Here is a 24,901-nt window from a genome sequence, read left to right as displayed (position 1 = left end):
GACGTGGAAAGGATGCCCACATGCGTTACCTGTTGTTCGCGCTGCTTGCCGCCCTGACCGCACTCCCGGCACTGGCAGGCGTGCCGGCGATTCCGCGCTTCCGCATCGTCGGCGCTGCCGAGGGGCTGCCCTCGACCATGATCACCGCCATTGCGCAGGACCGCGCCGGCTATCTGTGGATGACCACCACCGACGGCTTGGTCCGGTACGACGGCGCAGAGTTCAAGGTCTGGCGAAACGACCCTGCCGATCGTTACTCGCTGCGAAGCAATATCTTGCAGGCGCTGTACATCGACAGTCAGGATCGGATCTGGCTGGCGTTGGGCGGCGCAGGCGTGGCGATGCTCAGTGCCGATCGGAGCAAGCTCACCGCGTATCTTCCCGACGACGTGCCTGAGCTGGCGCTGGGGGACGTCTACGCCATCGCCGGGCGCGGCGACGACGTCTGGTTTGGGTTGTCCACCGGCAACGTCTTGCGCCTGGATGCTGCGGGGCAATTCACCTCCTTCGACCTGTCGAAGATGGAGCAGCCGCTGCCGGCAAGTCCGGTGTATGCGCTTGCGCTGGACGATCGCGATCGGATGTGGATCGGCACACTGGGAGGATTGGCGTATTACGATGGTCTCGCATTGCACCGGGTGCGGCCGGACGGTGACGACAGCGGCATCACTGCATTGCAATGGGTGGGTCAGTGGCTGTGGGCCTCCATGGATACCGGGCTGCGCTACATGGACGCGTCCGGTGCGTGGCACACGCCCTCCTGGGCACCGATGTTCGCCGCCGGCAACCGGGCTTGGGCGGTGGCCGATGCCGGCGATGGGGAATTCTGGCTGGGCACCGAGCAAGGCCTGTGGCATACCCGCCCGGATCACCCGCCGACGCCGGTCAACAATGGCGATGCGCCGCTGGTCTCCAATCGCCACGTGACGACGATCTGGCGTAGCCCGCACGGAGGGATCTGGGTACCCTTGCATGGGCGCGGGCTGGCCTACTTGCGCGAAGACTGGCGCCGAACTGCCGCCTTCAAACAGATCAACGACCAGGGCAAGGGCATCGCATGCAGCCTTGCGCCAGCCAATCGATCTGGCGGGCTTTGGCAGTTCGACAGCAGTGGGCGGTTGCTGCGTTACGACACGTCTAACGGAGCACTCGTACAGACTGGTGTCCAGCATCCCGACCTGCGCGATTTGCAGATTGCAACGACCCTGGAGGACAGTCGGGGAAAGCTCTGGCTGGGCAATGAGGAGCACCACTTGTCGCGTCTGGACCTCGAAACGGGCGCTCTTGAGCACTTCAGCGGTGACGGGCCACCCGAGGCAGTTATCTGGTTGGGCGAATCTGGCGACGGCACGCTGTGGACTGCTTACGAGCAGGTGATCCAGCGGCGAAGTCCGGTGACCGGGCGCGTGATGGAGACGATTTCCCAGGCCGACCCGCATGGCTTGAAAGAGGTTATTCCCGGTCAGCTGAGCGTGGCACCGGATGGAAACGTGTGGCTGAGTGCCGTCGGCGGCCTGTACGTCTGGCAGTCCGAGTCACATCGGTTTGTATCGGTGCCCGGCCTGCAGATCGATCCGATCCAGCGCTTTGTCTTCGAGGATCAAAGTCACCTGTGGCTTTATCGCGCCGGCAGCATGGAGCGTTGGCAGAAAGACGGTGCCGCGTGGAAGCGGGTGCGCCGGATTCCTGCTGCCGAAGGGTTTCCGGCAATGGATGCCTATGGTCTTGAACTCGATGAGCTCGGACGCGTATGGATGTCCGGTCCGCGTGGCCTGTGGCGCATCGATGCACGCACATCGCGCGCCAAGATCCGCAGTTTCAATGCGCGCGACGGATTGACCAGCCAGGAGTTCAGTCGCCGCTGTCTGCTGATGGCACGTGACGGGGTGCTGGTCGGAGGAACTGCAGACGGCTACACGCTGCTGATCGATACAAAAGCACCAGATGTACCGTCATTCACACCACAGATGCGCCTGGAGGCGGTCAGCATCCAGCGTGCCGACCGCCGTCAGGCATTGCCGATCCTTGGTGGCTTTTCGCTTGCGCCGAGTGATCGCCAGTTGCGGATCAATATGCGGCTGCTCTCGTTTGTAGACCCGATGGCCAATCGGTACCGTACGCGGCTGTCGGGGTTTGATACCGAGTGGGTGGAACATGGTGCTGCGGGAATGCGCGAGTTCTCCTCGCTACCGCCAGGTAACTATGTCCTGGAGATGCAGGGGATCGATCCACTGGGAAATGCATCGCAGGTGCAATCGCTGCGGTTCTCGGTCAATCCACCATGGTGGCGCAGTGACGCAGGCATCGCGCTCATTTTCCTGCTCGTGCTGCTGCTGGGCGCATTGCTTGCGGCCGCCTATCGCCGCCGTGTGCGCATGCGCGCGCAATGGCAGCTGGCCCAGCACAAACGCGAGCTGGCCGAACAGGCTTCGTTGGCCAAGACGCGCTTTCTGGCGACCCTCGGGCATGAGGTGCGCACGCCGATGACCGGTGTGCTGGGCATGAGCGAGTTGCTGTTGCAGACGCCATTGGACGGACGTCAGCAGGGCTATGCCAGCGCGATCCAGTCGGCAGGCAAGCATCTGCTGCGGCTGGTCAACGATGCCCTGGATCTGGCGCGGATCGAGGCCGGCAAGCTGCCGCTGGATTATCGCGACTTCGACCTGCGTCAGCTGATCAGGCAGGTGGCCGAGCTGGTGCGCCCGAGCGCCGAGCAGAAGCAGTTGGCCTTCGCGTGCGAGCTGGATGACGCGCTGCCGCCGGCATTGCACGGCGATGCCAGCCGGGTGCAGCAGATCCTGCTCAACCTGTTGTTCAACGCGGTCAAGTTCACCGAGCGTGGCAGCGTCAGCCTGCGTGTGGCGGTGGCGCCGCAACGCCCCGGGCAAGGCATCCGGATCGAGGTGTGCGATACCGGTCCGGGCATGAGCGCAGAACAGCGCGGGCGCCTGTTCCAGCGCTTCGAGCAGGCCGAAGGCGCAGTGACGCTTGCCCGGCATGGCGGCAGCGGCCTGGGCCTGGCGATCTGCCGCGAACTGGCGGCGGCGATGGGCGGTGCGGTGACGGTCAGCAGTGAACTGGGGCAGGGCGCGTGCTTTGTGGTCGAGCTGCCGCTGCGCTGGGTGAGTGCGCTGCCCGCAGTGCCTGCGTCTGCCCGCGCAACCTCGCCGCAGGCCCAGGCGCCATTGCAGTTGCTGCTGATCGAAGACGACCCGACCGTGGCGCAGGTGATCGTTGGCCTGCTGCAGACCCGTGGCCACCAGGTCACCCATGTCCTGCATGGTCTGGCGGCGTTGGCCGAGCTGAGTACGCGCAGCTTCGACGCGGGCCTGTGCGACCTGGACCTGCCAGGCATCGACGGTGCGGCACTGGTGACGCAGTTGCGCGCGCGCGGCGTGCGCTTTCCGATCGTCGCAGTCACCGCACGCGCCGATGCCGACGCAGAGCCGCAGGCGATGGCTGCCGGTTGCAATGGCTTCCTGCGCAAGCCGGTCACCGGCGAGTTGCTGGCACAGGCACTGGCAGGTGTGCTGGCAGATGCCGCCGATGCGCACGCCGCCCGGCTGTCGGCTCACGGCGGCTAACGAAACGTGGCAAGCGCGCGGCAGCTGATTGGGGCCGGCGCGCCCAGCGCCGGAGCGTACAGGTGGCACACGCGGGTTCCGAGCACTGCCGCGGCCGCCTGGCGGCGCAGCGCTTGCGTCGGCCGCTCCGAGGTCATTCCGAGGCCACCTGCCGTGGAGCCGGAACGGTGCGGTCCCGTCAGGGAGTCCGCGCGGCCGCGCAGGCGGCGATGGGGAGGGCCGAGCATGGAGGACGTGCTGCTCTCGTCGCTTGCCCCGTCGCACCGTTGCTGCTTGGCGCGCATGCAGCAGCGGTAAACCAGATCGACCCCGTGCAGGTGCCGGTTCGGCCTCGGGGTGAAAACGGATGCGCGGCGTGGCAAGCTCGCTCGGGCTTGCTCGCACCGCGCGTGGCCCGCACTATGCGGCGACTTGTCGTGAAACCTGTCCAGTGCGCCTTTTTTTGTGTTTTTCCTATTGGTTGATCGCGGCAGCGTCGCTGTGTCTGTGCGCCACGCTGCAGCCTGCATGGGCGAGCTCGCGCGCGCTGCTGACGCCGGTCCCCAGCCAGATCACGGTTGCCGACGGGCTGCCCTCGGACACCGTCAGCGAGCTTGCCGAAGACCAGCAGGGCTATCTCTGGATCGCCAGCGATGACGGATTGGCCAGATTCGATGGGCGCAACTACCGCATCTGGCGGATGGAAGAAGGGCTGACCAGCAACGCGATCTGGACCATCTGCGTCGATCGCGACAATCGGGTGTGGATGGGTTTCGAGAACGGCGGTGCCGGTTTTCTGGAGCCCAAGACACGCGCGTTCAGGCGCTTGGAGAGCCCGCAGTTTCCGGAGCTGCGCGAGATCACGGTGTGGGCGCTGGCCCACACGCCAAACGGCGATGTCTGGCTTGGCACGGCCGCCCACGGGCTGTACCGGCGGCGTCCCGACGGCAGCATGCAGCGATTTTCCAACGTGCCCGGCGACCCGACCAGCCTGCCATCCGACAGCGTGATCGGGTTCGCGGTCGCGCCTGACGGAACCTTGTGGATCGGCACCCATGGCGGGCTGGCTCGCTGGGACGGCGCGCACTTCCGGCGGGTGCCGTTGCCGGGAACCACGCAGGCGGTCAATCGGCTGTACATGGAACGCAACGGCGGCACCTTGTGGGTATCGGATGTCGTCGGCGATGCGTTTGGTGTGGACGCCAATGGCCAGGCGCGGCCCCAGCCGTGGCAGAAGGCGGTGAGCAAGCGGCGGGTCATGGGTGTGCTGCTGCATGATCGCAACGGGCGCTATTGGCTGGACACCGACGGCGGCCTGGGCCTGTCTACCGCAGGAACCGACATCAGCAGCGTGCCGGTCTACAGCCTGTCGGCGCACGGCCTGGTCCGGCGGAACTGGATTGCGGCCTACGAGGATCGGGAGGGCGGGCTGTGGTTTGCAGCGCTCGAAGGCGGCCTGTGGCACCTGCCGCCGCATTGGGACACTTTTGCGGTCGTGGCCTCCCACGGCGGCGATCCACAGTCGCTGACCAACCCGTCCGTGCTGGCGACGGCGCCGTCGGCTGCGGGCGGCGTCTGGCTGGCCGGCTCACGGCACGTGCTGGAATATCTCGATACGGTGACCGGCCAACTGCAGACCCACCTGGCCAACATCGACGCCCGTCCGCCCGACTCCATGCTCGAAAGCCGGCGCGGCTTGGTCTGGATCGCCGTCGAAGGAACATTGATTCGCTATGACCCGCAGACCCGGCAAGCCAGACGCTGGCAGTTGCGTGAGGATGTCGAGCCCGATCCCGACGGTGCTGCGGACCGACCGGGCTGGATGGCGGAGGACGCGCAGGGCCGGCTGTGGGTGACGGTGCTGGAATACGGCCTGCAGATCCGCAACCAGGAGGGGCAACTGCTGCGGACCATCGTCCATGGCAGCCATGGACTGGAGCCATTGACCATCCTGGACATACGGCTTGGCCCCGATGGTCAGATATGGCTGAGCAATAACGCCGGTCTACGGCGCTGGGACCCCGCTGCCGACCGCTTCGTCCCCGTCGACGGCACGCCGTCCCTGCCGACGTACCTGTTCCGGCTTGGAGAGGGAGGCGTGGTCTGGACCGGCTTGGCTGGCGAGATCCGGCGCTATCTGTGGGACGGAAAGCGGCTCAAGCACCTGGATACGGTCGGAAAAGAGCAGGAGTTTCCGATGGTGGCGCCCAATGGCCTGGTGGTCGACGCCAGGGGCGTGGCCTGGGTGTCCAGCCAGCGCGGCCTGATCCGGATCGATCCCGGCAGCCGACTGGTGCGTGTGTATGGGGTGCACGACGGGCTCCCCAACCAGCAGCTGCAGATCAACACCCTGGTGCAGGCCGGCAGCGGGCGGGTCGTGGCTGCATCGCCCGACGGTGTCGTGGTGTTCGATCCGGCCACGATGCGCCCCAGCACACGCCGGCCGCCGTTGATCATCGAACGCGTGGGCTTGCGGCGCGGGGAGCGTGGCCTGGATATCACCGGGCAAGAGCCGCTGACGATGCAGGACGACGATCGCGACCTGCACATCGTCGCGCGCCTGCTCAGTCTGGCCGATTCGGAGTCCAACAGTTATCGCTTCCGGCTGAGTGGCTACGACCCGGACTGGATCGATGTCGGCCCCAGTGGCGAACGGCTGTTTTCGCGACTGCCCGCAGGGCATTACACGCTGGAAGTGCAGGGCCGCACCGCCGATGGAATCTGGTCGGCCAGCCAGACGCTGCGCTTCCAGGTATTGCCGCCGTGGTGGCTGGCGCCGTGGGGGCTGGTCCTGCTGGGCGTGCTCGCCCTGTGCATCGTTGCCGCGGCGGTGCTGTTGTATCGCCGCCGCCTGCGGCGCTTGAATGCCTGGCAACTGGCGGTGCACAAGCAGGAACTGGCCGAGCAGGCGTCGTTGGCCAAGACGCGTTTCCTGGCCACGCTCGGCCATGAGGTGCGTACGCCGATGACCGGTGTGCTGGGCATGAGCGAGCTGTTGCTCAAGACCTCGCTGGACAACAAGCAGCGCAGCTATACCGAATCGATCCGCCGCGCCGGCGCGCATCTGCTGCGCCTGGTCAACGATGCGCTGGACCTGGCGCGGATCGAATCCGGGCGCCTGGAACTGGACCTGGAGCCCTTCTCGGTACGCCAGCTGGTGGCCGAGGTGGAGGGCTTGATGGCACCGCTGGCGCAGGAACGCGGCCTGCGTTTCAGCCTGGAAGTGGGGCTGCTTGGCGACATCACCGCCAGCGGCGATGTCACCCGCATCCGCCAGATCCTGCTCAACCTGCTCAGCAATGCGATCAAGTTCACCGAGCGCGGGGTGGTGGGGCTCAAGCTGACCACGCTGGGGTCGTACCAGGGGCTGCGTTTCGAGGTGGCCGATACCGGGCCGGGCATCAACGCCGATCAGAAAGCACGCCTGTTCCAGCGCTTCGAACAAGGCGACGGCGCCAAGACCACCTCGCGCTACGGCGGCAGCGGTCTGGGCCTGGCCATCTGCCAGGAACTGGCGATGGCGATGGGCGGGCATATCGAGGTGATCAGCCGGTTGGGCGCCGGCACGCGCTTCGTGGTCGATCTGCCGCTGCGCTGGGTCGCTTCCAACGCCACGCTCGGCGGCGAGGTGGCACGCACCGGAGGCGCGGTCGCCCCGCAGCGCATTCTGCTGGTCGAAGACGACCCCACCATCGCCGAGGTCATCGTCGGCCTGCTGCGTTCGCAGGGGCACTCGGTGGTGCATGCACCGCACGGGCTGGCCGCGCTGACCGAAGCGGCCGACAACCCCTTCGACCTGGCCTTGCTGGACCTGGATCTTCCCGGGCTGGACGGCTTTGCGCTGGCGCGGCAGCTGCGCGTGTTCGGTTACGACATGCCGTTGATTGCGGTGACCGCACGCTCGGACGAAGAGGCCGAGCCCACCGCGCAGGACGCCGGCTTCGACAGTTTCCTGCGCAAGCCGCTGACCGGCGACATGCTGGCCGACACCATCGCCGAGGCGCTGCAGCGCGAACGCCCGCGTGATCAGATATAGCGCCATGTACCGCGGCCGGGATCGCACACGCCATTGACCCGCGCCGCGCTAGGCGATGTCGCCCAGCCATCGCTATTCGGCAACTTCCTCCACCTGCCTGGGATGCGGCCGCGTCTCGGCCAGTTGCCAGAAGATCAGCGTCGAGGACAAGGTGATGCCACCGACGCACAGAAAGGTCGCATGCAGCGCCGCCGTGGCGCCGTGGCTGTCGCCCAGATGCGTGTTGAAGGCGGCCAGCAGACTGCCCGCTGCCGCCGCGCCGAAACCGGTGGCCAGCATCATCACCATCGACAACAAGCTGTTGCCGGGGCTGGCCTGCTCGCGATCCAGGTCGCGCAGGGTGACGGTATTCATGACGGTGAACTGCAGCGAGTTCACCGCGCCAAAGCAGGCCAGCTGCAGCAGCCGCAGCCATAGCGGCTGGCCGACATCGACCAAGGCGAAACTGGCCATCGCCAGGCCCACCAGCACGGTATTGAGCATCAACACGCGGCGGTAGCCGAAGCGGCCGACCAGCTTCACGGCGGCCCGCTTGGCAGCCATGCCGGCCAGCGCCACCGGCACCATCATCAGCCCGGCATTCATCGGGCTCATGCCCAGGCCGACCTGCAGCAGCAGCGGAATCAGGAACGGCATCGAGCCACTGCCCACCCGCGCGAACAGGTTGCCCAGGATGCCGATGCGATAGCTGGCCACCTTGAACAAGGCCAGCGGAAACAATGCCGCCGGCGTACTGGCCGCATGCAGCCAGTAACCGGCCAGCGCAGCAAGCCCGCCGATTGCCAGCAGCATGACGAAGGCGTGGCGCAGGCCGAGTTCGGAGATGCCGTCCAACGCCAACGACAGTGCCACCATGCCGAACGCCAGCATCAGATAGCCGATCAGATCAAAGCGCTGGCGCGCATCGCCGTAGTGGTCGGGCATGATCTTCAGCGCGGCGACGAAACCGATCACGCCAATCGGCAGGTTGATCAGGAACACCCAATGCCAGGAGGCGACTTCGACCAGGTAGCCACCCAAGGTGGGGCCGATCAGCGGTCCGATCAGCGCCGGGATCGCGATGAAGCTCATTGCGCGCAGGAAGTCGGCGCGCGCCACGGTCTTGAGCACTGCCAGCCGGCCCACCGGCAGCAGCATCGCCCCACCGATGCCTTGCACCACGCGCGCGGCCACCAGTTGCGGCAGCTGTTGCGCGGCCGCGCATAGCAGCGAGCCCAGCGTAAACACGATGATCGCCGCCAGGAAGGTGCGCCGCGTGCCGAAGCGGTCGGCAATCCAGCCCGAGGCGGGGATGAACATCGCTACCGCCAACGCATAGCTGAAGACCACCGACTGCATCTGCAGCGGGCTTTCGTGCAGGCTGCGCGCCATCGACGGCAACGCCGTATTGACGATGGTCGCATCCAGCATCTGCATGAAGATCGCCAGCGACACCAGCCACAGCAGCGGCTTGATGGTGTCGTAGGCGCGCAAGGTGGGCACGGGCTGGGACATGAGCATCGCCATCGGGAAGACAGCGCATTATCCCTGCGCGCGCGTGCAGAACGTCGCAACACTATAGACGACGCCATTGCTTGAGCCCGTCGCAGCGTCGCATCGCCGCAGCGGCAACGAGTGAGACGCGCCGCACCCAATCCAATTGCGGACAAGCCCGATGCTACGAATCGTCGGGAACGGGCTGTGGCGGCGTGCTAATGCCAGATCTGGCTTGCACCAAGCGGTTGTTTTGCTGGCGAATCGTTTTGCGCCTGCCACCGTCCAGTCACCGCAAGCGAGCGTTGTCTCACATCAGGGTGGATCGACCGAGGGCGGGCGAGGGGAGCGTTCGTAGAAAAAGCGGAATGCACGCTTGGAGCTTTGCCGACGGTCTGGTCAGGGACGGCGCGACTTGGGTCTGGCCGCCTTCCGAGCGCGCCAGTAGATCAGGTCGAAAGCATCCATGGAAAAGCAAGTCTTTGATGTAGTGCAGCGCGCCTATTTCCCAGGCGATCCCTTGGAAAAAATGTTGGGAAAGATCGCTGCACAACTGTCGCAGGGCGCGATCACGAACGGCGCGGTATGTAAGTTTGTCGCGGTGGAGCATCACGGTCCACCGGGTCCGGTTCTGGCAGAAACCCAGCCCCCGCCCACGCAGTGTTTTCCCGTCCAGCACGGCCGGCAAGTGCTCGGCACACTGAATGTCACGCCGGCTCAAGAACGAATGACCCCGGAGGCGATGACGCTGTGCCAGCAGATCGCAAAGTATTGTGCGTACCTGATCAAGCGCGATGCCGCGCGGGCGTTCGCGCAAGACCGGTTTGGTCGCGCCCTGTCGATCGTGGGCGTGAGCGAAGAGGTCTTGACGATCGACGAATTTGTCGAGCACGCCGCATACAGTCGCTTGCCGGTCATCGTGCGCGGCGAGTTCGGAACCGAGAAGGAAAAGGTGGCCGTTTTGCTGCATGCAGCTGCACCCTGGCGGGAGGGGCCGTTCGTTGCGATCGACTGCGCCGCTCCCGGCGACGCACCGGCAGCATGGTTCGAGCGCGCAATGGCAGGAACGCTGTTCCTGCAGGGCGTGGACGAGCTCGACGACGCGCTACAGCGCCAGTTGGCCGGGCAGCTTTGTGGCCTCGGCGGGCCATGGTCCGCCGTGGACGGCGAGGACTCGCCACGCGTGGTCGCCTCCACGACCGCTGATCTGTCGCGCCGCGTACGTGCCGGACGCTTCTCGCGGGCGCTGCTGTCGCAACTGGATGTCCTGTCGATCGAACTTACCCCGTTGCGCAAGCGACGGACAGATATCGGCTTTCACGTCGAGCACGTGCTGGATCGGCATGGCCTGGATCACGGCCAGGTGGTCACCGAAGTGCTGATGGACGCCCTGATTTACTACCCTTGGCCGGAAAACCTCCAGGAGCTGGAGCGGGTGGTGCTGCGCCTGGCGGTCATGACCGCCTGCAGGCCGATCGGCAGCGCCGACATCCAGCGCCACGCACCGCGTCTGTTGGAAGGCCGGGTGCAGGGAGCGCAGCACGATGCATGCGCGACGATGTCGCAACCGGCCGATCTTCCGGCTGAGCCTACGCAGCCGGAAACGCCGGTCGACTGGATCGCCGGCCTTCCGCATCGCCCCGGCCAGCGTCTTGCCAGCCTGCACGACGCGCTGCGGCGCGCCCTGGTGCATCTGGGCGAGCACTATGCCGAGCCGCTGACCCTGGGCGATCTGGCCCGGCAGGCGCATGTCAGCCAGTCGCATCTGGGCTTTCTGTTCCGCGACGAACTCGGCACCCCGTTCAAACCGATGCTGCAGCAGCTACGGATCGAAAAGGCCAAGGAGCTTTTGCATCAGCAGCGCAGGCTGCGCATCACCGAAGTGGCGCTGAAGGTCGGTTTCGGCGACCTGAGCCATTTCGAAAAGAGCTTCCGACGGCTGGTTGGGGTGAGCCCGCGTGTGTTCCGTAACGCCGGTGCCCAAGTCGGTGCGTCACCGGTCTAGGCGTTAGGTAGCAGTGTCTTGATGGTTTCGTGCTGCTTGGACAGCAGATCACGCAGCACGAACTCTCCGATCAGCGCAGCAGCCGCCTTGCGCTGACCGTCGATGTCCAGCAGCGCCGCATATGCATTGCCCTGATCGGACGGGCTGGAATGGAAGGGTGCCTGCGCGGCAGTAGCCGTCGTGAGAGTCAGAAACGCGACAACCGTTTTTGCGAACGGCGGTTTCTTGTTTTTGACGAACACCACCAGCGTGCACTCGTAGCTAAGACCTCCCACCCGTGGCGTGTTGTGGGGTTGGGCCAGGACCTGGACATTCTCGCCGAGCCAGCGTCCGACTGCTTGCTCGAATGCGGCAATGTCCAGCCCACGTAGCTGTTTGTGGGTCACCCGTGCCACCGCCGCCATGTCCACGCCGGAAAAACGCAGTCGGTCGATCGCCAGATAAGGGCTCTGGCCGAGGATGCTCATCAACCGCAGATCATCGCTGAAAGCTGCCGAAAGCACGACCGGCGAGGTGAAGGACGCCGACATCAGCGTGAGCAGGGTGCCGGTGCCGTAGCGTGCGGCAAGGATGCGCGTGCGCGTTGTATCGGTCGGTTGCCCGTTGACGTAGTCCGGTGCGGCTCCCAACGTGCGCGCACGTACTGATGCCATTAACGCGTTCACCAGCGCGGTGGCGTCGTCGCCAGCTTGCCCGACGTGTCTGCCCGCCATTACATCGAGGACGTCTTGAAAATGCTGCAGCTGCGCTCTGGACGCGTACCAGGCGTGGATTGCGGCCACGCGTTCGCGTCGCTTGGCTTCCTTATGCGCGCCCAGTGCGAGCGGGTCGCTTGCGATCTCGCACAACATCAGCAGATTCTCGCGCAGATGATAATCCAGGTCCGGTAACGGCAATTGCCAACGCTCCTGCGTGCCACCAGCAGTTGCAATGGTCAGGTGTCCGTTTTCCATCTCCGACCAGATCGTGATCGCTTCGATCGTGTCGCGGCGCGGAAGGCTCACGTCGATCAATTCCATCAGTATGCCGCGTGGACTTGCCGGTTCCGTGACAATCCGGTCGACATAGGTTTCCATGAGGTTGGCGTGCCAGGTGTAACCCAGGCGATAGAGCACGAATGGCTTGATCCCGTCGTTCAGCACGATGCCTGGCGGGGATGGGGTATCGCGCTCCCCGATCTTGGCGATCTCCACACCGGTATAGGCGGACAGGCCGGCGCGGTCACGCTCGAAGACCCGGCGTAATGTCTGCGGCGCGTCACAGGTGACCAGACACCTCACGTCGACTGTGTTCGGACCCCATTGCGCACGTGGAATGGGGTAAAGCTGCTCCGACAGCGGAGATTCGGGGGCCGTCAGCAGACTGAGCTCGAAGGCGATGAGGACGCCGGCCTTCTTCATCTCATCGACGACGATGTCCTCAATTTCCGCATGCAGCGCATCCTGCACGGATGTGGGAAGCCAGGGGTCGATCGCGACCTGCGTGTCCCAATCCGAGCTTCCCGAATCGAACAGGTGCTGGTCCTGCCCTTGCAATAGGTCCATGCATGCTGTGAATGCATTGCCGCCCTTGATGTAGAAGCGTGCCAGCGGCTGGTCGTCGCGCAACATGAATCGCTCGCGCACCGCGATGCATAGACCCGCGATCCGATCCTGGATGGTGCCCAATGCCTGGATCACCGCAGAGCGCACGTTGGGATAGCGCGCCGCGTCGTTGATCCGTTTGGTCAACTCGCCGCTGATCGCACGGCGCAGTTGTTCTTGTTCGGGAGATTCCTTCATGGCGTGGTCTCGGCTCGCAAAGGGGAAGGGGGCGTTTGCTCAGGGAGCGCTTGGATCTGCGGCGTCGGAGTAAGTGAGGTCGATCTGCAGACCATCGCAGGGCGTTCCCGGCAGCGACAGCACCGCGTTCTGTTCGCACTGCCAGAGCGCGGCATGCGCATAACCGCAGCCGGCCGGATCGGATGCGGTCACCGTCTGGATGTCGCCGGCGTAGGTGTGGGTGTTGGCGTTGGCGACGCGCCAGGCCCAGACCTGCAGCGTCGGCCCCGGCGCGAGTGCGGCAACCAGGCTGGCGGCCAGTGCGTGCGAGCAATATAGGCCCGGTGCATAGCCGGCAGCGACCAGTGCCGCGATCCAGGCGCGGATGTAGGCGACTCCAGCGTCACTGGGTTCCCCGCCGTCTTCCCAGTCAAGATGGACCGTCGCACCAACGGGAAAGCCCTCTTGATCGGCCAGGAAAGCCGCGTTTGCGCCGTCTACGCTGCCCTGGTCTGCGGTCAAGGTATGCGAGCCCGGACCGGCGCTCTGTTGGCCAAGATAGATCGGCGCCAGCCCCCAGCCATTGGCGACCAACGTCGGTCGCCATCCCATCCATCCGGTATCCGCATGGCTGGGCGCAGGCGCCAGGTAATAGCCGCACCAGGCCAGCCCGGTCTGTGTCTTCAACCAGGCGAGCGCGGGCAGTCCCGGAAAGCGGTCGGTGTCAAAGCCGATGTGGAAAGTCATGGTGAAGCTCCGCGTATGGCGAGGGCTGGTGGAACGGGTAATCAAACAGTGACTTGCAGATGCATGGCGATCAGCGCGTACCAATCGATGGCATGGCGTCTGCTTGCCTGCCACCTTCTGTCATAACTGGTTGGGGTGGGCGAACCCGGATGGTCAATGCGTGCCTGGGCGTAAGCCGCGTTGCTTACAGCGGCCCGCGACAGGACTTGGTAGGTACCCAGATAGGCGCGCAGTTGCGATTTCTCGACGCGTTGCACGCCTTCGATTTCCCAATCGCAGACTGCGCTGCTGGTCGGTCGATTGCCGCTTGCGCGCGGAACAGTGGCCCGATTGATGGATGTCGCAATGTCATCCAGAGAAAGCCTGGTCGAGAAACACGCCAGCCAGAACGATTTGCGTTTCGGGTCGGTCAGTTGCACGGGCGGATCGCTCGGGAAGTCGCTCGAGTTGTCGAGCGAAAAACCGGTCTCCTCGGCAAACCCGCGCCGCGCCGCAGTCTCGGGAGATTCGCCGTCGTGGATGCCGCCACCGGGTAATGCCCATTGGCCTGCCTGATTGACGATGCTTGGTGGTTGGGCGGCTGCCCAGTCATCGAGCGCGGCCGCGATCGCCTCGGCCTGCGCGCGCGGGGTGTTCCATTGCAGGGGATTGCCGCCGGCAGCGGCGATGCTAGATGCGAGCGTGGCCGTATCGGCCTTGATGCACGGAGAAAACGGAATGGCCGGGCGGCGTGCAATCGTCACATCAATGAGATTCTGGACTGCGAACAGCGCGTTGTTGGCGATCACTTTCCCGTCGGGAGTGGCGATGCATGCGTTTCTTGCACGATCGAGTGCGCTTGCTGCGTCGGGAAAGACGGGTATCCCGTCGCACAAGACCCCGTTTGCCGCCTGGTATGCGTTACCTAGCCGAACCCGGGCAGTGTTCCAATCCTGCGCTGGATCCGCATTGGTCTGACATACCAGCGCAAGCGCTTCCATCGCCAGTACCGGCGCCGCGTATTCCGCCCACCACTGATTGAGTAGGCGTTTGCGTGCAATCAGATAATTGCCGCCCCCATCCGACACCGCCGCATAGACCTGTGGCATGCCATCAGCTCCGGTCCGGCGTCGATGGGGGCGATCCTTCCGGCGGCGGCGAGTCGGGTATGCCGGCGCTCATTGCCTGCTCGGTCTGCTGCTGCGCGGCGGCCACCGCCGCAGCGGCGGCCTGTTCGGCCTGCTGCAGTGCCTGGTTTGCGCTATCGATCGCCTGGTCATTGCCAGCTGCGGCGGTCGCGGCGGTTGCGGCCTGCATGGCCGCCCGTACTGCCCTATCGCTGGCCGCCATCGCCTGATCGATCTGGGCTTGCGCCGCTTTCAGTGCCGCTTCGATCTGCGAGGATCCTGACGATTGCGCAGTGGAGGCTGGTGTCTGGTTCGGGGGCGTGGGCTGGATATCGTCGGACATGCTGGTATCTCCTGAAGTGGACGCGGAATGGAGCGGGGTGACGGCATCGGCACGCGATGGCCGCATCGGCGCGGCGAGCGGTGCGGTTTCGGTTGGGCGCTGCGCTGCAAGCGCGCGCAGCCTCTCGCCCAGTGCGTGTTCGGCCTGCGCCATGCCCTGGCGTGCGGCCGCCAGGGCAGCGGCGCGACCTGCATGCACCGCTTCGCGGGCCGCGTCGGCGGCGCTGGTCGCAGGCGGGGGCGGTGCGCTCACTGCGTGGCCTCCGCATCCGTGTCTTGCGAGGTGGTGGGTGATGCAGGTGCGGCACCGAAGTCGCGGAGCGAGATGATGCCGCCGTTGACCTGCAGCAGTGCAGCCAGGGCGTCGTTGTGCATGGTGAACACGCAGCTGCTGCCATCCTGGCCCAGCACGCCACGGCTGGGCCGGTTGGCCGCCAGAAATGCCTGCGCAGACTGCAAATAGAGGCGGATCGCATCGCTGGCCGCCTGGTCGTCGCCGTCGCCTCGGTAGCGGGTGTGCTGGACGATCTGCTGGGCCGCCAGCGATAGCCGCGCGAAGCCGATCTGGCGACCGCGTGCCAGCCATTCGGCAACGCTGCGCTCGACTTCGTTGGGCGAAGGTAACCCCTGCACCTGTGGGCAATCCAGGGTGGTGAACAGCTGCGGCAGCAGCGTCTGCAGCGCCGAGGCCGCCGCATGCGCACGTTCGTCCTCAGCGGCGATGGTGGCGGTGCAGGCCAGGTAGAAGCGGTAGTAGTCGCAGAATTCCAGCGGCGTGCGCGCCTGCTCGATGGCGAATGCCGCCGCTTCCTGCTGCAGTGCCGGCGTCACGTTGTCCGGCGGCGCGTCGGCGGCCAGCTGGCGGAGTGCCAGGCTTTCTTCCATGTCCAACGACTGGAACACGCCGGCGCCATCGATCTTCAGCTGTGTCAGCAGGCTGCGGCCTGCGGCCAGGTCGCTTGCGGTGTACAAGGCGTTGTCGCGAAAGATCCGCTGCAGCTGCGCCTTGACCACCGAGCCAGTGTCTCCGGCTTCGGCCTGCGCCAGCGTGCCCAGGTCGGTCGAGCTCAAGGTCATTAGCTTGACCGGGCTGACCCTCAGCTCCAGCTGCGGCAGCAACGCCAGACGCGAGCCGTGCAGGCCTTGCTGCACCTCGTCGAGCAAGATGCTCTCGTCGGGAAAGTCGTAGCGCACACCGGGCGCCTGTATCGCCCATGCCAGCCACTGGGTGCCTCCATCGATGAAGGCCAGGCACTGCCTGCCCAGCGTCGAGAGCATCGTCGGCATCGAGATGAGGCGGCCTGCGATCGAAACGGACATTGCATGACTCCTTGTGGATTCAACCAGCGGGGAAATTCTTCAGCACCAGCCCGGCCGCCGAACCGATCCTGGCGAAGTCGTCGGTGGCGCCCTGCATCAGTGCCTGCGCCTGGTTAAGCGCGGTGACGTACTTCGCGTCGCCGGTGGCCAGGTACTGCGCCATCGCCACGCCGACGGCGGTGGTGGCGATCGTGGAGACGTTGCGTAGCGCGTCGGTGGCGTCCTGCACCGCAATGGCGGTGGACTGCGCCACCGATTGGTAGGCTTTGCCGGCTCCGCTGGTCAGCACGACCTGCGGGCTCATGGTCGCCAGCTGCACCTGGTTGATGACATCGATGACCTGCGCATTGACCTTTGTCGGTTCCATCTTGGTTCCCATGGAATGATCGGCCGCCTTTCAATGAGGCCTGGTGGTAGGGGGAGCTGACCTCATCTCTGCAGACGGCCTATGACTGAGCAGGCGGCGCGGGTGCAGGTGCAGGTGCAGAGCTAGATGCAGATGCAGGTGCAACAGGAGCAGCAGGTGCAGATGCAGCAGCGACAGGGGGTGTGCCTGTAGCTGCAGCTGCGGGTGAAGTTGCGGCTGCAGCAGCAAGAGCATCAGAAGTGGCAGCATGATCGAGGCCGGCACCGGAAGCGGGGGGAGTGGCGGGCAGGGGCGGCGGGACGCTCAGCGCATGCACTTCCATGAGGTCGGCGGTTGCGGTCGCGGCATCTGCCGAGGCGCCTTGTGCTTGCGTCTTCAGCACGTCGACGGCCACCTTGGCTTCGGCCGCGGCGGCGGCGATGAGCGCTGCAGGCGGGGGCGGTACGGGGGGAGGACCTGGCAATGGCGCGACCGTCGGCGGTGGTCCGGGTGGTGCAGGCGGTGGTGGCGGCGGAACCGGGAACGGTGCCGAGATCATCTTGGCGCAGGCGGCGGTGATCGCTGCTGCATTGATCATGCCGGCGCCTTGCTGCCGATTGACGGCGTTGTGCATTGCCATGCCCAGCGTCTCCAGCATCACGGCATCGAGCATGCCGAGCGCCTGCGCCGGTGCCTGACCGGTGGTCAGCGTCACGATGCTGCTCACCGCATCGACGATCTGGCTGTTCACGCTACTGTCGTCGATCATGACGAAGTCGCTCCCTTCTGGATGATTAAGGCAAGGATTTGAGTGAGAGCTGCATCGGCGAGCACCTGTCCGCGCTGCTGGTTGGCGACCGCGTTTTCCATTGCGAGCGCGATGGAATCCGACAGCGCTAGATAGGTCGCCCCCATCGCGAAGGCCGGCGCCTGGCCGATCGCCATCGCTGCACCTGTAGCGGCGGTACCGATCAGGCTGGCGACGCTTGCGACCTGCGCGCTCGGCTCCATGACGGGGCACTGGCATCAGTGTCCTAGGCCAACGACGGCCTGCGCTGTTCAACGCCAGCCGACGCGGAGAACAGCACGGTGTTCTGTGGTTCGTGTCTGCACGCGTACTGCAAGGCCACGCCATCGGGCACGCGTTCCAGGAATGCAAAATTGCCCTGCGGCACGTCGATCATGTTGCCCAGCTTCTGGCGATAGACCAACGGCTGCGCTCCGGGAATCACAGGCAGGATGCCGTCGAACTCGACGTTGATCACTGCCTTTTGATGCGGCGCGAATGTCGCCACGATGGTGCGGCCCCGGATCAGTCTGACGACGACATCCAGGGTGTTGGACGTAGGGATATGACGTAGTTGCAGCATGAGGCGTCCTTTCTCGATTCGGCCAGCGAACTGCGTGGTGGTTGCAAAGGCTTCGCGTATCGAACCAGGCGCCGCTCGTGCGGCAGCAGCGACGCCTGGTGGCCGATTAAGTCAACCCGGCGCTGAGGATTTCCCGGGTGGCGACACCATCGGACGCGGTATCGATCGAATACAGCGTGGACACGCCCTGAGTCGTCGACGCCTGCATCGTCACGTAGGACTGCTGCTGATTGTTGGTGGCGTTGTGGGCGGCGTTGGACAGCGCCTGGCTGGTGGCAACGAACAGGTTGCCCATTGCAATCGCCGGCGCATCGCCGAGGACCTTGGTGTTGACCTGGGAAACGGAATCGGTGATCTGGCTGTTGACGGCGGTCGGAAAGGCCATGGTGATAGCTCCTTGAGGTAGTGAAAGAACGAAGACGCTGCGGCGTTAGCGGTTAGCCGAACATCTTCTTGGTGGCGGCACCCGTGGCGCCGGTATCGAGCGAATACAGCAGCGAAACGCCCATGGTGGTTGCTGCCTGTGCGGTGACATACATCTGTTGTTGCGCGAGTGTTGCGTTGTGTGCCGCGTTCGCCAGCGCCTGCGCGGTGGCCTGGTACAGATTGCCCATGGCTGCGGCAGGGGAGCTTCCCAGTACCTGCAGGTTGGCCTGGGTGACCGAGTCGGTGATCTGGTCGTTGACGGCGGTGGGAAATGCCATTGGCGAATGTCCTTGGCGTTAGCCGGGCCGTCAGACGCCCAGGATCTGCTTGGTGACCACGCCGGTACTGGCGGTGTCGATCGAGTACAGGGTGGCCACGCCCATGGTGGTGGCCGATTGCGCAGTGACGTAGCTCTGCTGCTGCGCGTTGGTCGCGTTGTGGGCGGCATTGGCCAGCGCCTGCGCGGTGGCCTGATACAGGTTGCCCATGGCGATGGCGGGAGCGTCGCCCAGCACCTTGGTATTGACCTGGGTAACGGAATCGGTGATCTGGTTATTGACGGCGGTCGGAAATGCCATTTTCTTCTCCTAAAGATGTGAGTTAGCGCGACACGAGTCCGGGCACGCCGGTGCTTAGAATCTGCTTGGTGGCTACGCCGGTGGTGGCGGTGTCGATGGAGTAGAGCGTGGCCACGCCCATGGTGGTGGCCGACTGTGCGGTGACGTAGCTCTGCTGCTGTGCGTTGGTCGCGTTGTGGGCGGCATTGGCCAGCGCCTGCGCGGTGGCCTGGTACAGATTGCCCATGGCGATGGCCGGGGCGTCGCCCAGTACCTTGGTGTTGGCTTGGGTGACGGAGTCGGTGATCTGGTCGTTGACGGCGGTTGGAAATGCCATGCTTTTCTCCCTGTTTCTCGAATGAGTGGAGCGCTTGAAAAAACGTGACGATGTCGAGGTTCGGCAGGCGGCCTGCCTGTCCGGAGATGTGTTGCAGTGGCACCGCATCACCGTGGAGAAACAGTAAATCTCCTTGGTCCGGGAAAATTGGTTTAAACGACGGCAATGCCGGGCTTATCGACGTGAAACCCGATCCGCTTTAGAGTGGGATGCGATGTAAAGACGCGTTATGGAACGGCGTGCGGGGAATGTCGTGGTGAATCGCAAAGGCAGTTACAGAAGGACCATGCAGAACAGACGAGCACAGGCTGCTCCTGACACAAGCCAGGGAAGCTCGCGTCCGCTTGGCGATTCTTTTGCGGCTAGTTAATGGCCAGTCGCCACGCTATCGGTGCCCCACGAAACCCCAGTCCACGCGCTCCGATGATTAGCAGCGTTGCTGTTGAGCTCGGTGCGCATCAGGCGGGATTGGCGTCGGCAATGGACGCGCGCACTGTCACACATCATTGGTGTGGCCACATAACATTCAACGGAACCCGGCGGGAAAGCCGCGTCTGGAGCGCGTGCAAGCGCGATGCCGGTGAAGGCATGAAAGCTGGGCTTGCTGTCGCCGAAGAATGCCTTCGTCACCGCGCCGCATGCTTGGGGCGGCCTGTGACATCAGATCAGTACCGGCGGTGCTGTCCATCTATTGCCGATGCAGCCACCGCCCGTCATCACGCTCAGCGTGCAATCCCCGGGCGCGCGCGCTGAGCGGCGGTCGACAGCACACCGGTGCGCTGTCGACCCGTGCCTTGGATTACCGCTTGCTCAGCGTCTGCACCGCGTCCACCAGCACGCCCACGTGCTCCGGATTCATATCCGGCGACATGCCGTGGCCGAGGTTGAAGACATGGCCTTCGCGCGAGCCGCCATTGCCCTGGGCGTAGCTGTCCAGGGTCTTGCCGACTTCGGCGCGGATCGCCTCGGGCGAGCCGTACAGGGTGGCCGGGTCCAGGTTGCCCTGCAGCGCGACGCGGCCGCCGGCGCGCTGGGCGGCGTCGGCCAGCGCGATGGTCCAGTCCACGCCTACCGCTTCGGCGCCGCTGGCCGCCAGCTCGCTGACGTAGGCACCGTTGCCCTTGCCGAACAACACCAGCGGGGTGCGCTCGGCACCGTTGCCGCGTTCCAGCTCGCGCGCGATGCGGGTGAGATAGGGCAGCGAAAACTCGCGGTACATCGCCGGCGACAGCACGCCGCCCCAGGTGTCGAATACCTGCAGTGCCTGCGCGCCGGCCGCGCGTTGCGCCGACAGGTAGGCGATCACCGCATCGGTGACGGTACCGAGCAGGTGATGCAGCACCTCCGGCGCATTGAAGGCCATGGCCTTGATGCGCGCGTATTCCTTGCTGCCGCCGCCTTCGATCATGTAGCAGGCCAGCGTCCACGGGCTGCCGGAGAAGCCGATCAGCGGCACCGCGCCATCGAGCTCACTGCGGATCAGGCGCACCGCATCCATCACGTAACGCAGCTCGGTTTCCATGTCCGGTACGCCCAGCCGATGGATCGCGGCCGCATCGCGCACCGGGTGGCGGAACTTGGGGCCTTCGCCTTCGACGAAGTACAGCTCCAGGCCCATCGCATCGGGAATGGTCAGGATGTCGGAGAACAGGATCGCCGCGTCCAGCGGGAAGCGTTGCAGCGGTTGCAGCGTCACTTCGCAGGCGATCTCGGGGTTCTTGGCCATGCCCAGGAAACTGCCGGCGCGCGCGCGGGTGGCGCGGTATTCCGGCAGGTAGCGGCCGGCCTGGCGCATCAGCCAAACAGGGGTGCGGTCCACGGGCTGGCGGTTGAGGGCGCGCAGCAGGCGATCGTTCTTGAGCATGGGGAGAGATGTCCTCAAAGCGGCGCGTCGGCGCCGCCGGTGATGAGTTGGAAGCCGCGTTTGAGGTGGGTGTCGCGCGCCTTGTCGAAGGCCCGGTCCGCTTCGTCCTGCAGCAGGTATTGGTCGCGTCGCAACTGCGAGCGTCCACCGATCTCGCCGCTCTCGCGCAGCAGCTCCCAGCCGCCGAACAGATCCGGTTGCAGGGTCAGCTGGACGTAGCGAAGCGGCGCGTTGCCGCCAGGATCGTGTTGCAAGTGGATGCGCATGGCGCCGATTGTAGCCGGGCGGTGCTGAAGGCTGGGAGGCAGTGGACGCGCCGGGTCGCTCCAGGTGCGAAGGTCCAGCGGACAGCGGTGGCAACCGGCGCGGTCGCGGATGGGCGCTCCGCCTCGTCCGCGCAGGCGATCGGCAGGCAGGCACTGCGTAGGAGCGCACCTGGGCGCGATGGGGATTTATCGGGAAGGCCCCATCGCGCCCGGGGGCGCTCCTACGAAGAGCTGAAGGTGGGGCGGTCGACGGCAGCGGGGCGCGGCCATCCAGCGTTCCGTGCGTGCCCGGCCGGCCTCAGCCCGCCAGGATCTCCAGCACTGCTGCCTCGTCGACGTCGGGCACCACCTCGGCCTTGCCGATGCCGCGCCACAACACCAGCCGCAGGCGGCCGGCGATGTTCTTCTTGTCCAGCCGCATGCGCCCCAGCAGGGCCTGTGGCGACAGGCCGGCCGGAATGTCGGTGGGCAGGTCGAAGTCGCGCAGCAGGGCGCGCAGCGCCTCGGTGTCCTGTGCATCGCTCATGCCCAGCGCAGCCGACAGCCGCGCGGCCAGCACCATGCCCACCGCGACTGCTTCGCCATGGTTGAGGTTGTCGTTGCCGGGCGCGCCGTAACCTTGTTCGGTCTCGATCGCATGGCCGAAGGTGTGGCCCAGGTTGAGCAGCGCACGCTCGCCCTTTTCCAGCGGATCGCGCGCCACGATGTCGGCCTTGTGCTCGCAACTGCGTGCGATCGCCTGTGCGAGGGCGTCGGCATCGCCCTCCAGCAACGCCCGGCGTTCGGCATGCAGCCACTGGAAGAACAGCGGGTCGCGGATGGCGCCGTACTTGATCACCTCGGCCAGCCCGGCGCGCAGCTCGCGCGCGGGCAGGGTGTGCAAGGTGTCGGTATCGGCGATCACCGCGCGCGGCGGATGGAACGCGCCGACCAGGTTCTTGCCCTGCGGGATGTCCACCGCGGTCTTGCCGCCGACCGAGGAATCCACCATTGCCAGCAGGCTGGTGGGCAGTTGCACGCAGTCCACCCCGCGCATCCAGCAGGCCGCTGCGAACCCGGCCAGGTCGCCGACCACGCCGCCGCCAAGCGCGAACACGCAGGCGTCGCGGGTGGCGCCCAGTTCGGCCAACGCCGCGATCGCGGCACCGAAATTGTCCAGTGTCTTGGAGGCTTCGCCGGCGGCGATCACCAGCTCGCCCAGCTGCAGGTCCGGGCGCGCCTGCAACAGGGCCTTGCGCACCCCGGCGGCGTAATGCGGGGCCACCTGCGAGTCGCTGAGCAGCAGCACGTGGCGGCCGCGCACATGGCTGGCCAGGCGTGCGCCGTCGGCCAGCAGGCCGGGCGCGATGGTGATGGTGTACGGCTGCGCGCCGTCGACATCGACGCTGCGCGAAGAACGGGGGAGTGTCATGCGGGGGTACTCGACATGCGCCATTGCGCGGCCAGGCGCAGCACCAGCTGCGCGGTGGCCTCGGCGGGGGAGAAGTGATCGGTTTCCAGGCTGAGGTCGGCGACCTCCTGGTACAGCGGGGTGCGCTGCGCGGCCATCGCGTGCAGCACCTGCTCGCGGTCGGCGCGTTGCAACAGCGGCCGGTTGCGGTCGCGTGCCAGCCGGGTGAGCTGTGCCGGCACGCTGACGTGCAGGTACACCACGAACCCACGCGCGCGGATGCGCTGGCGGTTGAGCGGGTCCAGTACCGCGCCACCGCCCGTGGAAATCAGCTTGTTGTCCTGCTCCAGTAGCGTCTGCAGGGTCTGGACCTCGTGCTGCCGGAATCGCGCTTCGCCGTGCTGTTCGAAAATGGCCGGGATGCTGCTGCCGACCTGCTCGACGATGGCCTGATCCACATCGACGAACTCCAGCCCGAAGCGCTCGGCCAGGCGGCGGCCGATGCAGCTTTTTCCGGCGCCCATCGGGCCGACCATCACGAGATTGGGAGCGGGGTTCATGCGCAGGGATCGTAGCATTCAGGCCCGTGCATCGGGCCGGTCGGCATGGACTGAAACCATTTCCGCGGGCGAGCGTCGGCTGCGCGCCGCAGCTTCGACACCCCGCTAGGGGGAGATCGACCGCAGCCATGGCTGGCGATGGATCGGCGGCGCGCTCCGCGTGGCGAGCGCCTGGCGGCCAGGCGTCAGTGGCGCGAAGACGCCGGGAAACACGCCCCCGACGTGCCTTGCCGGGGTCGGCCGCAGCCCTGGCGGCGGGCAAGCCGCTGTCGGCTGCCGCGCATAGGCGAAGCAGGCGCGATGCGCCCACAATAGGCGCCAATCTTGCTGCCCTTGCACCGTCATGACCGATCTGTATGCAGAAGCCCTTGCCACCTTTACCGCGCTGTACGCCGAGGCGCACGCCGGCGCCGAGCTCGAAGCCAGCGCAATGACCGTGGCCACCGCCAGCGTCGAGGGCCGGCCGAGCGCACGCACCGTGTTGCTCAAGGCCTTCGATGCGCGCGGGTTCGTGTTCTACACCCATCTGGACAGCGCCAAGGGCCGCGACCTGCAGACCCATCCACAGGCCGCGCTGCTGTTCCTGTGGCGCAGCCTGCGCGAGGCCGGCATCCAGGTGCGCATCGAAGGCGGCGTGCAGTTGGTCGGTGCAGAGGAGGCCGATGCCTACTTCGCCTCGCGCCCGCGCATGAGCCAGATCGGTGCCTGGGCCTCGCTGCAGTCGCAGACGCTGGGCTCGCGCGAGGAGTTCGACGCGGCCATCGCCAAGGTGGAAGCCACCTTCGAAGGCCGCGAGGTGCCGCGCCCGGATGGCTGGGGCGGGTTCCGGGTGGTGCCGCAGGCGTTCGAGTTCTGGTACGGCGCCAAATTCCGCCTGCATGAGCGCTGGCGGTACGAGGCCGATGCGGCCAGCCACTGGAGCAAGCGGATGCTGTATCCGTGAGCACGCCGGCCGGGTGGCGGGTGCGCGCGGCGGTGGGCGCCGATGCGCAGGCCTTGCTGGCCTTGCGCCTGGCCTTGTGGCCCGATGCCGAGGACAGCGTTGCCGACGATGGCGTCGCCGAACTGCAGGCCGCGCTGGCGCGTGCAGACGCCAGCCATCTGCTGGTGGTGGACGATGCAGATGCGGCGCTCGGGTTTGCCGAGGTGTCGGTGCGCCACGACTATGTCAATGGCACCGAAAGCACGCCGGTGGGTTTTCTGGAAGGCTGGTATGTGAGTCCGGCCTGGCGCGGTCGCGGGTTCGGTCGCGCGCTGGTGGCGGCGGCAGTGGAGTGGACACGCGATCGGGGTTGCACGGAGCTGGCCTCCGATGCGCAGCTGGACGACGGCGGCGCCCAGGCGGCGCATGCGGCGTGCGGCTTCGAGCCAACTGAACGGGTGGTCTACTACCGCCTGCAGCTGGCCTGACCGGCTGACTTCCGGCCCTTTCT

Annotated in this window: 23 protein-coding genes; 5 read left to right on the top strand and 18 right to left on the bottom strand. The window is 65.9% G+C overall.

The genetic code is table 11. The features are described from left to right. Positions 1-20: 20 nt before the first annotated feature. Positions 21-3,584 carry a hybrid sensor histidine kinase/response regulator gene (locus H7A87_RS14135; RefSeq protein WP_119127758.1) on the top strand — a complete coding sequence of 1,188 codons (3,564 nt, stop codon included), beginning with the start codon at positions 21-23 and terminating at the stop codon, positions 3,582-3,584. A 430-nt stretch (positions 3,585-4,014) separates the two neighbouring features. Next, positions 4,015-7,599 carry an ATP-binding protein gene (locus H7A87_RS14130; RefSeq protein WP_119127760.1) on the top strand — a complete coding sequence of 1,195 codons (3,585 nt, stop codon included), beginning with the start codon at positions 4,015-4,017 and terminating at the stop codon, positions 7,597-7,599. Positions 7,600-7,671: 72 nt separating this feature from the next. On the opposite strand, the gene mdtD is transcribed toward H7A87_RS14130, so the two are convergent. After that, complete coding sequence (gene mdtD / locus H7A87_RS14125; protein ID WP_119128011.1) at positions 7,672-9,093, bottom strand: multidrug transporter subunit MdtD; 1,422 nt, start codon at positions 9,091-9,093, stop codon at positions 7,672-7,674. A 445-nt stretch (positions 9,094-9,538) separates the two neighbouring features. Here mdtD and H7A87_RS14120 point away from each other — a divergent pair, with 445 nt between their 5' ends. Next, positions 9,539-11,077: an AraC family transcriptional regulator gene (locus H7A87_RS14120; protein ID WP_119127762.1), complete on the top strand. Its 1,539-nt coding sequence runs from the start codon at positions 9,539-9,541 to the stop codon at positions 11,075-11,077. On the opposite strand, the gene H7A87_RS14115 is transcribed toward H7A87_RS14120, so the two are convergent. From H7A87_RS14115 to H7A87_RS14035, 17 genes are all read right to left on the bottom strand, one after another. Continuing rightward, entirely contained in the window at positions 11,074-12,858 is a 1,785-nt protein-coding gene (locus tag H7A87_RS14115) for a hypothetical protein (RefSeq protein ID WP_119127764.1), read from the bottom strand. The two genes, H7A87_RS14120 and H7A87_RS14115, sit on opposite strands and share 4 nt — an antisense overlap. Before the next feature lie 39 nt (positions 12,859-12,897). Beyond that, positions 12,898-13,584 (bottom strand): glycoside hydrolase domain-containing protein, encoded by a 687-nt coding sequence (locus H7A87_RS14110; RefSeq protein ID WP_119127766.1) that lies wholly within the window; start codon positions 13,582-13,584, stop codon positions 12,898-12,900. Between the two features lie 41 nt (positions 13,585-13,625). Further along, complete coding sequence (locus tag H7A87_RS14105; RefSeq protein WP_211909933.1) at positions 13,626-14,672, bottom strand: NUDIX hydrolase; 1,047 nt, start codon at positions 14,670-14,672, stop codon at positions 13,626-13,628. A 4-nt stretch (positions 14,673-14,676) separates the two neighbouring features. Then, positions 14,677-15,285, bottom strand: coding sequence for a hypothetical protein (locus H7A87_RS14100; protein ID WP_119127768.1), 609 nt, complete (start codon positions 15,283-15,285; stop codon positions 14,677-14,679). After that, positions 15,282-16,352: a hypothetical protein gene (locus tag H7A87_RS14095; RefSeq protein WP_119127770.1), complete on the bottom strand. Its 1,071-nt coding sequence runs from the start codon at positions 16,350-16,352 to the stop codon at positions 15,282-15,284. The genes H7A87_RS14100 and H7A87_RS14095 overlap by 4 nt, the downstream gene beginning before the upstream one ends. A 19-nt stretch (positions 16,353-16,371) precedes the next feature. Beyond that, the gene (locus H7A87_RS14090; protein WP_119128015.1) at positions 16,372-16,719 is read right to left on the bottom strand and encodes a hypothetical protein; all 348 of its coding nucleotides are present in this window, start codon (positions 16,717-16,719) and stop codon (positions 16,372-16,374) included. A gap of 79 nt (positions 16,720-16,798) precedes the next feature. After that, complete coding sequence (locus H7A87_RS14085) at positions 16,799-17,467, bottom strand: RebB family R body protein (protein ID WP_119127771.1); 669 nt, start codon at positions 17,465-17,467, stop codon at positions 16,799-16,801. Beyond that, entirely contained in the window at positions 17,464-17,709 is a 246-nt protein-coding gene (locus H7A87_RS14080; RefSeq protein ID WP_011051980.1) for a RebB family R body protein, read from the bottom strand. The genes H7A87_RS14085 and H7A87_RS14080 overlap by 4 nt, the downstream gene beginning before the upstream one ends. Before the next feature lie 23 nt (positions 17,710-17,732). Continuing rightward, entirely contained in the window at positions 17,733-18,068 is a 336-nt protein-coding gene (locus H7A87_RS14075; protein WP_011051979.1) for a hypothetical protein, read from the bottom strand. A 106-nt stretch (positions 18,069-18,174) separates the two neighbouring features. Further along, a complete protein-coding gene (locus H7A87_RS14070) occupies positions 18,175-18,453 on the bottom strand; it encodes a RebB family R body protein (RefSeq protein ID WP_011051978.1) in 279 nt (92 codons plus the stop codon). A 52-nt stretch (positions 18,454-18,505) separates the two neighbouring features. Further along, positions 18,506-18,772 (bottom strand): RebB family R body protein, encoded by a 267-nt coding sequence (locus tag H7A87_RS14065; protein WP_011051977.1) that lies wholly within the window; start codon positions 18,770-18,772, stop codon positions 18,506-18,508. Positions 18,773-18,802: 30 nt separating this feature from the next. Then, on the bottom strand, positions 18,803-19,072 hold the full coding sequence (locus H7A87_RS14060) for a RebB family R body protein (protein ID WP_011051976.1): 270 nt from the start codon (positions 19,070-19,072) through the stop codon (positions 18,803-18,805). A 22-nt stretch (positions 19,073-19,094) separates the two neighbouring features. Further along, positions 19,095-19,388, bottom strand: a complete 294-nt coding sequence (locus tag H7A87_RS14055) for a RebB family R body protein (protein ID WP_011051975.1) — start codon at positions 19,386-19,388, stop codon at positions 19,095-19,097. A gap of 799 nt (positions 19,389-20,187) precedes the next feature. Then, positions 20,188-21,252, bottom strand: a complete 1,065-nt coding sequence (gene hemE / locus H7A87_RS14050; RefSeq protein ID WP_119127773.1) for a uroporphyrinogen decarboxylase — start codon at positions 21,250-21,252, stop codon at positions 20,188-20,190. Positions 21,253-21,266: 14 nt separating this feature from the next. Further along, on the bottom strand, positions 21,267-21,518 hold the full coding sequence (locus H7A87_RS14045; protein ID WP_104533988.1) for a WGR domain-containing protein: 252 nt from the start codon (positions 21,516-21,518) through the stop codon (positions 21,267-21,269). Positions 21,519-21,816: 298 nt separating this feature from the next. Continuing rightward, the gene (gene aroB / locus H7A87_RS14040) at positions 21,817-22,929 is read right to left on the bottom strand and encodes a 3-dehydroquinate synthase (RefSeq protein ID WP_104583136.1); all 1,113 of its coding nucleotides are present in this window, start codon (positions 22,927-22,929) and stop codon (positions 21,817-21,819) included. Beyond that, positions 22,926-23,468 (bottom strand): shikimate kinase, encoded by a 543-nt coding sequence (locus H7A87_RS14035; protein WP_047129095.1) that lies wholly within the window; start codon positions 23,466-23,468, stop codon positions 22,926-22,928. The genes aroB and H7A87_RS14035 overlap by 4 nt, the downstream gene beginning before the upstream one ends. Before the next feature lie 343 nt (positions 23,469-23,811). On the opposite strand from H7A87_RS14035, the gene pdxH reads away from it, so the two are divergent. Together pdxH and aac(6') are read left to right on the top strand one after the other, a co-directional pair. Continuing rightward, on the top strand, positions 23,812-24,411 hold the full coding sequence (gene pdxH / locus H7A87_RS14030; protein WP_119127774.1) for a pyridoxamine 5'-phosphate oxidase: 600 nt from the start codon (positions 23,812-23,814) through the stop codon (positions 24,409-24,411). Next, positions 24,408-24,878, top strand: a complete 471-nt coding sequence (gene aac(6') / locus H7A87_RS14025; protein ID WP_119127775.1) for an aminoglycoside 6'-N-acetyltransferase — start codon at positions 24,408-24,410, stop codon at positions 24,876-24,878. The genes pdxH and aac(6') overlap by 4 nt, the downstream gene beginning before the upstream one ends. The last annotated feature ends 23 nt before the right edge of the window (positions 24,879-24,901 follow it).

The sequence above is a fragment of the Xanthomonas sp. CPBF 426 genome (genome assembly GCF_903989465.1).
Classification (GTDB): domain Bacteria; phylum Pseudomonadota; class Gammaproteobacteria; order Xanthomonadales; family Xanthomonadaceae; genus Xanthomonas; species Xanthomonas euroxanthea.
Note: the sequence above shows the minus strand (reverse complement) of the source record. Positions and strands in the feature narration are given on the sequence as shown.